The following is a 12,249-nucleotide window of genomic DNA, read 5'->3' on the forward strand; positions in this document are numbered from 1 at the left end:
AAACGCATTAGAGAGCCCCCTCGGGGTCGACGGGCAGCATCAGCGGCGCCTGGTTCAGGTGACCGTGCAGGCGCAGCCGGAACGAATGGATGCCGGTATAACCGCGCATGAAGCCCGGTCTTGGCTCGCCGTCGCCTTCGTGCCCCCACTTCGGGGCGGTGCCGTCGTCGAACTTCAGGGCCTCGAGCTTGCGGCCGATGTACCGCGCGCTGGCGTGAAACTCCTCGCGATGACCGGGCAACGCGGCGACGTCGAGCAGGAAGTCCCCGTCACCGGCTAGCCCGTGGCAGCGGCAGCAGCTTCCGAACGGCCGCGTCAGGGTGATCGCGCGCCCAGCTCGCACCGCGGCGGCGCTGATCTCCTCATCACCCGTGGCCGACCCGAGCGCCGCGAGGAACCCGCCGACGCCGGCCGCACCGTTGCACCAGTGCGACCAGACGGTGTCGCTGCCGTCGCGATGCCGCCAGGAGATCGCGCGGCCGTCCGCCACCGGCGTCGCGATCGTCAGCAGCCCGTGCGCGACGGTCGTGGCTAGCTCAACCGCAGCGGAGTTACCCAAGTCCCTCCCAGCGTGGAGCAGGTAATACGCGACCCCGGCGTCGCCGTGGGCGAACCCGTGGAACCGGTGGCCCCGCTTGTCCCAACTGGGAACCCCGTTCAGGGATGTCGCGCCGTCGAGTACGCGGCGAAGCGTCCGTTCGGCGGCCGCGCGACAGTCGTGGTCCCCGGTGGCACGCAGTACCGCAAGCTGCGCCAGCCCGATTCCTGCCCACCCGTGTGTGATATCCCAGCTCGCGGGGTCGGCAGTCGCTACGGCGGCGGTCAACGCGAGCGCGCGGCGCTGCCACACATCCTGGGCGCGGCCGGCCTGGATGAGATCGGCCATGAGCCACGGCAGGGCGCCAAACCCGAAGTACAGCCCCGGGGGAGTGCGCCCTACGACGAACGGCTCGGCCGCGGCCGACCACGCGATGAGGTCCTCGGCATGTCCGAGCCAGTCCTGGTCCCCGCTTGCCCGCCACAGGTCCAGGAAGAACCGGGCGATGCCAGAAGTCCCGGCCATAAAGGAAACCGGGTGTGTCTTGCCGGGAGCCCATCGGCCCGGCCAGGGCCACGGGCGACGCTCCCAGTCCACCAGGCGCACCAGTTCGCGGCCGGCCAGTGTCGCCTCCTCCAGCACGCGGTCGGCATCCGGGTCGGTGCGTAGCGCGATGGCCGGGGCGGCCAGGCCATCGCGCGTTGCCGAGGTGTCGATCTCGGCCGGCGCGAAGGTGTCCAGAACGGCTGCGGCATGCTGGGCATAAGGCACCGAACGCGCGATGAAGGGATCAGCGCCGGTGAACACGAAGTGCTCCAGCGCGGCCAGGGGGAAGTCCAAGTCGAACGACTCGACGGACCGGCCAGGCGTCTCGTCGGGCGAGTATCCCGGTGTCCAGCCCCGCATTCGCGGCTCCGGCGAGCCGGAGGTCCCGGCATGCTCAAGATCGATGACGCGGTAACGGTTCCCGTCGACCATGATGTTGTTGGGCGTGAGGTCGTACTGGATCACGTCGCGTGCGCGCACCGCCGCGACCAGCTCACGCACGTTGCGGGCGATGCCGGTCAGGGTGGCCGCGTCGATCGCGCCCCGGTAGTTGAGCCGGTCGACCGTCTCCCGGAGTGTGCGGCCGGGGAGGAACTCCTCGACCAGGTAGGCGTTGTCCTCTTCGAAGAAGAACGCGATCGGCTCCGGTGCGAGCCCGGTGCCCTTCAGCAGGCGCAGTATCTCCCACTCGTTGTAAAGGGATGACCGGGCGTCCCGCCCTGTCAGATCGGGGCAGGTACCGAAGCGTGCCTCCTTCAGCACCGCCTGTTCGCCCCCGTACCGCACCCGGTACACGCCGCCTTTGACGGACTGGCTCAGCACGCCGAGCACAGTGATCCCTCGCCCGAACAATCCGGGGCCGGCAGCGAGCCGGACGTCGAGCGGCGGCAGCGGGAGGTCGGGCACCCAGCTCGGCGCGAACCTGCCCGGCTCGCGCCGGTCCTCGACCTGCCTGCCCAGGTCGTCCGTGAGGGTCCACACCTGGGTCTGCTCGGCCGTGCCGTAAGTGTGCTGCGCGGAGAATGCGCCGTAGCGGAGGTAAACGTTGCTGCCGCGGCAGTATCGGCGGTCGCTCGGCACGACGGGGGCGTTGAACAGCTTGGTGACGTCGTGCAGCTCGGCGGCGAGCGCCGCAGGGTCACCCTCGTCGAGGTAGACCGTGATGAACTTGCCGGACTGGGGGAGCGGCGACGGCGGCGAGCACAGGTCGACGAGCGCGGACACCGAGCGTGCCACCTTCCACCGGTGTCCCCTCGGCATTACCACCGCCGCGACCGCGCGCAACGTCTCGACCGCGGTCAGCGGGGACGCGCTGACGTGCACCTTCCAGCCCTGCCTGCGGTCGTTCCGGTTCGCGGTCGGTGTGAGGTGCCACCAGGCCGCATCGCTCTGCAGGGCGTAGCCGGTCCCGTGCGAGCTCAGCAGCTCGCCGACACACTCACTCACCGGTTCGACGGCCGTTGGTGCAGCCACCCTTCCTCCTCCAAGTCCGACGGGTTGCCCCGGTTGGCGTGCGGCCGGAGCAACCCGTGTGCGGGGACCGCTAGTTCTGCGCGTTGGTGTCCGTGCAGGTCCACGAGCAGTTCGAGCAGAGCGACATGTCCTCCAGCAGGAGAGCGTCGTTCTCGTATCCCAGCTTCAGCAGGTCCGCTGCGCTCATCGGCTGCGACTCCGGCATTTTCTTCACCTCCCTGTCGGCTACCACCCGGCGTATCCGATCACCGGTTCACCGGTGCGGCGTGGTCCCACGTCGCGGGCACCGCCCGGCCGTCACGACTTTCACAAACCGGGGGCGGGCCGCGCATCGGTGCGCCTCACCCACATTCGCGGCGGTCCGTGCCGTCTGGGCCGGCTCTGTTCGTGCCGTCGCCACGGTCGTCACTGCGGACTCGGATACGAGGCGCCCGGCCGAGGCCGCTGACCTGTCGAATTACGAAAGGTGGGAGGTACTCCCATGTCCGGTCGTGTCCGGTGCGCGGCGGATACGACCGGCGCCCGACGCATGCCCACCACCGGATACCCATTGGTCCGAGGTGACCGCTCTCCTCGCCGCCGTCGTCCCCGATCGAGTGCCGCCGGCTTGCGTTCGGACAGAACGGTGGTGAGAACCACGCATGACGGAGCGGCCGCGTCTTTCACCAGTGGTGTGGGCGCCGATGCGTCTAGCTTGAGATTTGACGTTCTGGGGTTGGCCGGACAACCTGTTGATCATGGACGGCCATTGTTTGATCAGTTGGGTCGGACCGAGGCGCCCTGCTGGGATTGCTCCCGGTGGGTTTCCTCGGCCCGCCCGCCGCACCCGGCGTGCGAATTTCTCCGCACCGGGCGCTCCACGTGTCTTGCCCGGTGGTCAGCTGCTGGTGGCGGCTGCTGGGTTCGGGGTCCATGGGGTCGGGATGGTGCTGCTGCGGGCTGGAGGCGAGATACTGGACCTCCGAGATGGCGTCATGTGCGGGGAGTCCGCGGAGTCGAAGGGGCTGCGGCGCGAGGTGGCTGAGCTGCGGCGGGCGAATGAGATTGAAGGCGGCGTCGGCTTTCGCGTCAGGGAGCCCGACGCGGGTCTGCCGGCAGACCGACTACCCACCTTCGACCGGACTGCTTACCGTCGCCGCAACGTCGTCGAAGGCTGCTTCCAACGCCTCAAACAGTTCCGGGCCATTGCCACCCGATACGACTGCCACGTCCCATCAAGCCATGATCGACCTCGCACCCTCACCCTCTGGCTTTGAGGACGGGGCCCTAGCACGGACTCGCTAACGCGAGTCGAAATATGGCCCGCGGACGAAGTGTGGTCGATGCGGGCACGTTCTCGTCGGAGCCCGTCCGGCGGCATCGGTACGGCTCACCCGAATTCGGTCGGCGAACGGGCGGTCGACGAGCCGTTCGGCGAGGGTGCGGGAGTGCCGGGGATCACCGGGCGGACCGTGCCCCGCGGCGGTACCGGTGAAGACGTGAATGGTCGTGAGGTCCACCCATGACCGCCGGTACCCGTCGTGCGAGCATGCGCCACGTGACCGTGCCCGGCTCCCCCGCGCGCGTCGCCGCACCGGCGGCGGCGCTGCCCGGGCGGTGGTACGAGCCGGCGCTGACCGCGGCGGAGCGCGCCGCGTCCGACGGGGTGGCGGTACCGGGCTGGGTCGCCGACGTCGAGCACGCACTCCGCCGGGCGGCGCGGGCCAGCCGGATACCGGCCGGGTCCGGCGACTGGCGCGACGACCTCGCACCCGTTGTGGCGCCGTGGGCCGACAACGCGGTCCGCCGCCTGGACACGGCGTTGGCGGACCTGCCGGACACCGCGGTCGACCGCGCCGCGCTGCGGTCGGCGTTCACTGGGGAGCTCTCCCGCCGCCTGGTGTCGCTCGCGGCCCCCGTGCTGGTGCACGAGCTGCACCGGTGCCGCGACGCGGGCTCACTCACCGGCGAGGACGGCCGGGCGCGATTCGTGGACTTCGCGCGCCGATGGGCGACTCCGGCCGGGGTGGCGGACCTCGTCGTCCGCTACCCCGTGCTCGCGCGGCTGGCCGCCCGGGAGTGCGCCGCGGCGGTCGGCGCCACGGCGGAGCTGCTCGGCCGGTTCGCCGCCGACCGGGATCTCCTCGCCGGCAACGTGCTCGACGGGCCCCCCGCGGCGGTGACCGCTGTGTGTCCCGGCGGTGACCGGCATCGGGGCGGCCGGGCGACCAGCGTCGTCGAGCTCGCCGACGGGGCCCGGATCGTCTACAAGCCGCGCGGCGTGGACGCCCACCTCTTCCTGTCCCGCATGGTCGACCTGACCAACGGGCTTGTGTCGGGGCTCGGGCTGCGGACCGTGCCCGCCGTGGCAGGCGACGGGTACGGCTGGACCGCCCACGTGCGCCCCGAGCCGCTGCCCGCGCTCGAGCGGGCGACGACCTACTACCGCCGGGTGGGCGGGCTGCTCGCGCTGCTGCACCTGCTGAGCGCTACCGACATGCACCACGAGAACCTGGTCGCGCTGGGCGACCAGCCGATGGTCGTCGACGTCGAGACGCTGTTCCACCCTCGGCTCGGTCACGGCGGTCCCGACCCGGCCGCCATGGCGCTCGCCGACTCGGTCGCCCGCACCGGCATGCTGCCCGCCGCCGCCGGGCGGCACGGTCTCACCGACGTCTCCGGGGTCGGCGGCGACGCCGGGCAGCCGACGTACGCCGAGGTGGCCGGCTGGTCGGACGCGGGCATCGACCGGATGCGCCGGGTGCGCCGCGCCGGCCGGGTCCGAGGCGGGCTCAACCGCCCGCGGTGGGCGGGCCGTCCGGTCGAGGTCGCCGACCACGCGCCGGCCGTGCTGGCCGGGTTCGGCGCCGTCTACGAGGCGGTCGCCGGGCACCGGGAGGAGTTCGCGCGGACCGTGCTGGCGCACGCCGAACTCCCGGTACGGGTGGTGGTGCGACCCACCCGGCACTACGCCTCCGCCCTCGCCGGGTCCACCGGCCCGGACGCGTTGCGCGACACGCACGACCGGGACCACCACCTGCGGACGGCACTGGCCGCCCCCGAGCTACCGGGGGCGTTGGTCGAGCAGGAGGTGACCGACCTGGCCGTCGGCGACATCCCGCTGTTCACCACGCGCGCGGACGAGCGCGGACTCCGCGGCGGCGACCTGAACCTGACGGGGGTGTTCGGCCGCTCCGGGCTGGTGGACGTCCTCGCCAGGTTGGCGGCGCTCGACGAGTTCGACCGCCGGGACCAGGAGTGGATCATCGCCGCGTCGCTGGCCAGCCGGCGCACCGCCGTGGCCGTGCCCGCCCCGGTGACCGCGCCGGTCGCGGTGACCGCGGTCGGCACCGACGAGCTGCTCTCCGCCGCGTGCTCCGTCGCCGACCTGGTGGTCTCCGCGACCTACGGCGCGGACCGGGTGAACTGGCTCGGGCTGGAACCCGTCGACGACACCCGGTGGCTGGTGCTGCCCATGGGGGCCGGTTTCGCGCACGGGTACACGGGAGTCGCGCTCTTCCTCGCCCAGCTCGGCCGGATCAGCGCGGTGTCCCGGTATCTGGAGGTCGCCCGGCACGCGCTCGACCCGCTGCCCGACCTGCTGCGTGGGCTGGACGACCAGCCGGAGCTGGTGACTGCCGTCGGCGCGGGTGGGCTGACCGGGTTCGGCGGCATCGCCTACGCCCTCGCCCGGCTGGCCACCGTGCTGGGCGACGACGATGTCGCCGGGTGGGCCAGGGCCGCCGTCCCGCTCGCCGCGCGGGCCGCGGCCGTGGACGGGCCCACCGGCTGGGCCGACGGCCTGGCCGGGTGCGCGGCCGCGCTGCGCGCCGTGGACGAGGAGATCGGCTGCGCGCCGGCACGTGAACTGGCCGAGGACTGCGCGCACCGGCTGGTGGACCCGGCGGCACCGTCGACTCTCGAGTGGTGCCGGCACGGCGTCAGTGACCCGACCGACCCCGCAGCCGGTTCACCGAACCTGGCCGACCTGACTCTGTGCCACGGCGAGCTCGGCCGCGCGGACCTGCTGCTGAGCGCCTCCGCGGCCGGCGAACCGGACCACCACCCAGCCGTGGTCCGCCGGCAGGCCGGGCGGGCTCTGGCGATGCTGCGCCGCGACGGTCCACGGTGCGCCACCCCGGACCGGGTGCCGACGCCGGGACTGTTGTCCGGCTGGTCGGGCATCGGCTATGGCCTGCTGCGCGTCGGCTTCCCCGAGTGGGTGCCCTCGGCGTTGCTGCTGCGGCCCACCCCGCCGCACCACACCTGATCCTCCGGGACATTCCGGAGTACGAAGGAAACAACGACAGGAGAAGAAGAGAGATGGCACAACCGGAGAACCACGACCGGCACCAGAAGCCCGCGTCCCGCCGTGGCGTCCAGGCCGTGGGACTGCGCATCGCCGCGCTGACTGGGGTCGTTCTGTCCGCCGGGGCGATCGCCGCCGCCGCGGGCAGCGACGCCGGGGCTCCTGTCGACGACCCGATCGACACGGTCGTGTCGGGCACCGGATGGCCGCTGGGGTCGACCTGTTGTCCCGAAGAATCCGATTAGTAGATCGCCGTTCACGTAGTGTCCCCTGGCTGTGGGACACCGTTCACCAACCGTCGTCGGCCGCGACTACGAGATAGGGGTCTTCCGCAGCGCCCTGGACGAGGTGACACGAGGACGGGGTCAGGTGCTGTTCCTGACCGGCGAGGCGGGGATCGGCAAGTCCCGCCTCGCCTCCGTCGCGACCGACCTGGCCTACGTGGCCAACATGAGCATCATGCGCGGCCGGGGCAGCGCGATGAGCCGGACGATCCCGTTCCGCTGTCTCAACGAGGCGCTGCTCTCCCTCCAGCGGATGGGCACCACGATCGACATCGACGCGCTCGGTCCCTACCGGCCGGCGCTGGCCCGGCTGAACCCGGACTGGGGCACCCCCGCCGACGACACGTCCAGCGGCTCTCTGATCCTGCTCGCCGAGGGCGTGCTCCGGCTGACCGAGCTCGTAGGCCGCTCCGGCGGCTGCGCGGTCGTCGTCGACGACCTGCAGTACGCGGACCCGGACACCCTGGCGGCGCTCGAGTACGTGATCGACAACATCACCCACCAGCCCACCCTGCTGCTCGGCACGATCCGCGACGAGGACTGCGACGCCCTCCGCTTCGCCCGCGCGGCGAGCCGGCGGGCCGCGGCCACCATGCTGGAGCTGAAGCGGTTGCCGCGGCGAGACGTCGCCGTGCTCGCCGGCGTGTGCCTCGGCGACGCTGACGGGTCGCCGGCCGAGCTGCCCGAGGCCGCCGTGGAGCTGCTGTGGGCCGGCAGCGTCGGCCTGCCGTTCCTGGTCGAGGAGCTGGCGGACGAGATCGTGTCGCAGGGCCGGCTGGTGCGCACCGACAGCGGGTGGACCATGGGCGAGACGACCAGTTCCTCCCCACCGCCCGCGCTGGTGCAGGGCATCGCCGCCAGGTTCGACCGGCTCGGCCAGGAGGCCCGGGAGTTCGTGTCGGTCGCGGCGGTCATCGGGCTGCGGTTCCCGCTCACGGTCGTGCGGGATGTCACCGGCCTGGACTACCGGACCCTGTTGCGGCACATGCAGAGCGAGCCGGTGGCCCACCTGCTCGGGCCGGACCCGCACACCCCCGACTGGTACCTGTTCAATCACGCGCTCATCGTCGACGCCTTGCTGACCCTGCTCCCCGAGCGGACCCAGGCCGACCTGGCTCGGCAGGCGGCCGACGCCGTGGAGTCGCTTCACCCCGGGGTCCCCGGCGACTGGTGCCACCTGTGCGCACGGTTGCGGGAGACGGCCGGCCAGCTGGCCGATGCCGGGGCCCTCTACGCCGAGGCGGGCCGTCGCGCCCTGGCCCAGGGTGCCGCCCAGTCGGCCGTCACCCTGCTCGACCGGTCGCTGGAGCTGCTGGTGCACGACCCGGCCCGCCGGTTCGAGGCGCTCGAGACCCAGCTGCTGGCGCTCACCGAGGCCGGGCGGATGGATCAGGCCCTGACCATCGGCGCCACGTTCGACGAGGTGAGCGCGAACCTGGACCGGGTCCACCGCGCGCGGCTGCACACTCGGCTCGCGTGGGCGGCGAACCTGGCGGGCCGCACGGACGACGGCCTCGCTCAGGTGCGCATCGCCCGAGCTCTGCTCGGCCCGGATGCGGCGCCCGAGGACAGCGCGCCCATCGACGTGGTCGCCGCGCACCTGGAGCTCGACCAGGCCGACCCCGGCCGGTTGGAACGGGCCGAGGCCACGGCCCTGCGCGCGGCGACCATCGCCGAGCGGATCCCGCTGCCCGAGGTCGCCTGCCAGGCGTGGCAGCTGCTCGGTGCCCTGACCAAGCGGCACGACCCGCGGCGGGCCACGGAGTACCTGGAGCAGAGCCGGGCCTTCGCGATCGTCCACGGCCTGCCGATCTGGGAGATCCACGCCCTGGTCCGGCTCGGCCTCGACGACGCCCTGCGGGACGGTGACGTCGCGCGGCTGGAGCAGGCCAGGGACCTCGCCTCGCGCATCGGCGCGGTGGTCGCGCGCTACCAGTCCGAGGTCAACCTGGGCCTGCAGTTGGTGCTGCGCGGCGAGTTCGCGGCCGCCGGCGCGCTGATCGACGACGTGTCCTCGGCCGCCGCCCGGCTGGGTCTGCTGGAGATCCACCAGTTCATGCTCGTCCTGCGCGCGATCCTGGCCGGACACCGCGGTGACCGGGTCGACCTGGTCGCGGCGCGGGAGCAGCTGTCCGGGCTGGGCGGTGACCTGTCCCAGCACGTGCCGCGGCTGCACGGCCTGGCCGACGCGTTCTGCTCACTGCTGGAGGAGGACCAGGACGGCACCCGCCGGGACCTCGCCGCCGCGCTGACCGCCGAGCAGGCCATCCCGACCACCTTCCACCTCACCGGCCGTTACGGCCTGGACCTGCTCCTTCGCGCGCTGGAGGGCACCCTCACCCGGGCCGGGTACCAGGAGACGATCGCGAGCCCGTCCGCCGGGTTCCGGTGGGACAACCACTTCGCCTTGCTCGCCGACGCCGTCCTGGCCGGTCGCCAGGGCGACCTCGAACGCGCCGAGGCGGCCCTGGCCGAGAGCCAGCGCGTGGGCGAGCTGTACCCGATGGCCCGCCACCTCGGCCTGCGCCTGGTGGGCGAGGCGGCGGCACGCGACGGCTGGGGCAGCCCGGAGACTTGGCTGCGCGCCGCGGAACTGTACTTCCACAACGCCGGCGTGCCGGCTGTCGCGGGAGCGTGCCGCGCGCAGCTGCGTCAGATGGGACTGCGCATCCCGCAGCGGCGGTCCGGCACCCATGAGGTCCCCGATCGTCTGAGGGTGGCCGGGGTGACGGTGCGGGAGTACGAGGTCCTCCGCCTACTCGGGGATCGCCTGGCAAACAACGAGATCGCGGCATACCTGCACGTCTCCCGCCGCACCGTGGAGAAGCACGTCTCGAGCCTGCTGGCCAAGACCGGCCTCGCGAACCGACTCGCCCTCAGCAAACTCGCCACCAGCGCATTGGGACACAAGCAGTAACGACGTCACCAGCCGGAAGCCACACGCGTAACAGGTGAGGACCAGGTCACCGGCGGGCGGCAGTTGCCCGCTCGCGTTCCCGGTCTGCCGCGCCATGACGTCGGTGAGACAACGCGGTCGCCCCGCCCGGTAGATGGTGTTTGTGGATTGATCTGTTGGCGCCGGATGCGCGCGGCGCCGATGGCTGCCGTCGGATCGTCCCGCTCGCGGCGAACAGCAGCCAGTGAGGCCGCCGAACCCCATCAGACGTGGCTCCGCTGTGGGGAGTTGGTCGTGCGGTATGGGTGGAGAGCCAACCCGGGCACGCCCCAGTTCTCGACCAGGAGCGCTTCGCCCGCGGCCGAGTCGGTGAACAGCAGGTGGCCGTCGGAGCTGATCGCGGCATTCGTATAGTGGTGGCTCGGCCCCGGCCGGAACGTGTTCAGCAGCTCGCCCCGCGCAGACCAGGTCTGCAGTTCGCCAGGGGTGCGGGTCCCGTGTTCCTGGCCGAGGGCGCAGATGACGGTGTTGCCTTCGACGTCGAATGCGAAGCCGTCGGGTTTGCCTGCTGTCATCTGGATGAAGGTGTCCTGGTCGCGAATACCGCGGTCGTCGAGGGTGAGCTTCATGATTCGCGAGTCACCGGTCGACGCCACGTACAGCTCGTCGTCTCGGTGGCTGAAGCCGATGCCGTTGGGGTACCAGGCCGGTGAGCTGAGCAGCTCAGCGTCGCCGGTCGTGATGTCGACGCGCCAGATCCGCCCGCCACCGTCGCGGTTGGGCCGTCTGCGGGTCGGATCTGTGACGTAGAGGAACCCGTCCGGGCCGAAGCAGAGATCGTTCGGCCAGATCGGATCCCTCGTGACCCACTCGACCCTGCCGTCGGGATACAGCGCCTGGACGCCCCCGGTCTGGCCGCCCCGATCCGGCTCGCGAAAGCTCAGGCCGACAGCGCCGCACTGGGCGATGTAGAGGATGCCGTCCGGGCCTTCGGTCAGGCCGTTCGGGCCGCCACCGACGTCGTAGGTGCGCAACACCGTGCCGTCGCGCGCGAGGCGCCGGATCACGCCTTGGTCGATCGACGCCACGGCGATCTCCCCGTTGGCCGTGAAGACCGGACCTTCGGCGAAGCCGAGTCCTGTGGCGAGTGGATGTGCGTTCACGTGTGCCCCTCGCGTCTGTGCGAAGTGCGACCGGTGCCCGGTCGTGGAACTCTGGTGCGGCGTCTGTGCTCGTCGTGACCCTATGTTCGCACTGCGATCGTGTCCAATAATTTGTCCTTTCCTACTGATATGTATTGCCTATTTGTCGTCATCTGATCGCGGTGCCGGCCTGCTTGGCGACGTCGACGAAGGCGGCCACCACCGGGGTCTCGAGACTGCCCGGACGAAACGCGATCCCCAGGCCCAGTCTCGGCCGGGGACCCTTGATCGGCACGTAGACCGCGCCAGGACGCTCCAGCCGCTGCACCGTCGAGGCGATGAATCCCACGCCCATGCCGGCGGCGGCCAGCGCGATGATCGATTGCGCGGGGTGTGCCTCGTGCGCGATGCGCGGGCTGAACCCGGCGTCCCGGCACAGGCTGATGATCGAGTCGTGGAGCTGCGGCCCGATGTCGCGAGGGAAGAGGATGAAGTCCTCGCCGGCCAGCTCTTTCAGTGTGATCTCCGGCCTGGCCGCGAGCCGATGCGTCGCCGGCAGTACGACCGCGAACGGTGGCTCGGCGATCGTCTGGAAGGCGAGATCGGCGTCTTCCAGCGGTGGATGGAGGATGCCCGCGTCGATCGTGCCGTCGCGGAGGGCTCGCTCCTGTTCGAACGTCGTCATCTCGTGGACCACGAGCCCGATCTTCGGTAGCCGCCCGGCGAACGCGTGCGCGATCTCTGGGAACGCGATGTACAGCGCCGGCGCGGTGATTCCGATCGTCACCTGGCCGAGCTCGCCGCGGTTCGTCCGCTGTGCGAGCGCGACCGCGAGCTCCAGCTGCCGTAACGACTTGCGTGCTTCGCGGAGGAAGACCTCGCCCGCCCTGGTCAGCGAGACGGAGCGCTTCGTGCGGGCCGCCAGCTGGACCCCCAGCTCGTCTTCCAGTTTGACGATCTGCTGGCTCATGGCCGGTTGGGAGATGTGGCAGCGCGCGGCCGCCCGATGGAAGTTGAGCTCCTCGGCAAGGGCGACGAAGCACTGGAGTCGAAAGGCGTCCATGAGCAAATAATAAGCAAAT

7 protein-coding genes and 1 pseudogene are annotated in these 12,249 nt (G+C 71.5%); 4 read left to right on the forward strand and 4 right to left on the reverse strand.

Annotation, left to right across the window (positions count from 1 at the left end; all coding sequences use genetic code 11):
• Positions 1-7: 7 nt before the first annotated feature.
• Positions 8-2,557 (reverse strand): lanthionine synthetase LanC family protein, encoded by a 2,550-nt coding sequence (locus ACRDTB_RS06710; RefSeq protein ID WP_431429092.1) that lies wholly within the window; start codon positions 2,555-2,557, stop codon positions 8-10.
• A gap of 70 nt (positions 2,558-2,627) precedes the next feature.
• Positions 2,628-2,762, reverse strand: coding sequence for a hypothetical protein (locus ACRDTB_RS06715; RefSeq protein ID WP_431429093.1), 135 nt, complete (start codon positions 2,760-2,762; stop codon positions 2,628-2,630).
• A 910-nt stretch (positions 2,763-3,672) separates the two neighbouring features.
• Here ACRDTB_RS06715 and ACRDTB_RS06720 point away from each other — a divergent pair.
• From ACRDTB_RS06720 to ACRDTB_RS06735, 4 genes and pseudogenes are all read left to right on the forward strand, one after another.
• Positions 3,673-3,759, forward strand: a pseudogene (locus ACRDTB_RS06720) (IS5/IS1182 family transposase); the annotation flags it as partial.
• A gap of 299 nt (positions 3,760-4,058) precedes the next feature.
• Positions 4,059-6,806, forward strand: coding sequence for a type 2 lanthipeptide synthetase LanM family protein (locus ACRDTB_RS06725; protein ID WP_431429094.1), 2,748 nt, complete (start codon positions 4,059-4,061; stop codon positions 6,804-6,806).
• A 53-nt stretch (positions 6,807-6,859) separates the two neighbouring features.
• Entirely contained in the window at positions 6,860-7,090 is a 231-nt protein-coding gene (locus ACRDTB_RS06730; RefSeq protein WP_431429095.1) for a hypothetical protein, read from the forward strand.
• A gap of 31 nt (positions 7,091-7,121) precedes the next feature.
• Entirely contained in the window at positions 7,122-10,046 is a 2,925-nt protein-coding gene (locus ACRDTB_RS06735) for a helix-turn-helix transcriptional regulator (RefSeq protein WP_431429096.1), read from the forward strand.
• A 242-nt stretch (positions 10,047-10,288) separates the two neighbouring features.
• Here ACRDTB_RS06735 and ACRDTB_RS06740 read toward each other — a convergent pair whose 3' ends face one another.
• Positions 10,289-11,188, reverse strand: a complete 900-nt coding sequence (locus ACRDTB_RS06740; protein WP_431429097.1) for an SMP-30/gluconolactonase/LRE family protein — start codon at positions 11,186-11,188, stop codon at positions 10,289-10,291.
• 148 nt (positions 11,189-11,336) lie between these two features.
• A complete protein-coding gene (locus ACRDTB_RS06745) occupies positions 11,337-12,230 on the reverse strand; it encodes a LysR family transcriptional regulator (protein WP_431429098.1) in 894 nt (297 codons plus the stop codon).
• Positions 12,231-12,249 lie beyond the last annotated feature (19 nt).

Source organism: Actinophytocola sp. (assembly GCF_050699935.1).
In the GTDB taxonomy this organism is placed as follows: Bacteria; Actinomycetota; Actinomycetes; order Mycobacteriales; family Pseudonocardiaceae; genus Actinophytocola.

Excerpts from the sequence above, each read along its gene's own strand:
- ACRDTB_RS06725 (WP_431429094.1), top strand. The coding sequence starts at position 4,059 with ATGACCGCCGGTACCCGTCGTGCGAGCATGCGCCACGTGACCGTGCCC.
- ACRDTB_RS06715 (WP_431429093.1), bottom strand. The coding sequence starts at position 2,762 with ATGCCGGAGTCGCAGCCGATGAGCGCAGCGGACCTGCTGAAGCTGGGA.
- ACRDTB_RS06745 (WP_431429098.1), bottom strand. The coding sequence starts at position 12,230 with ATGGACGCCTTTCGACTCCAGTGCTTCGTCGCCCTTGCCGAGGAGCTC.
- ACRDTB_RS06730 (WP_431429095.1), top strand. The coding sequence starts at position 6,860 with ATGGCACAACCGGAGAACCACGACCGGCACCAGAAGCCCGCGTCCCGC.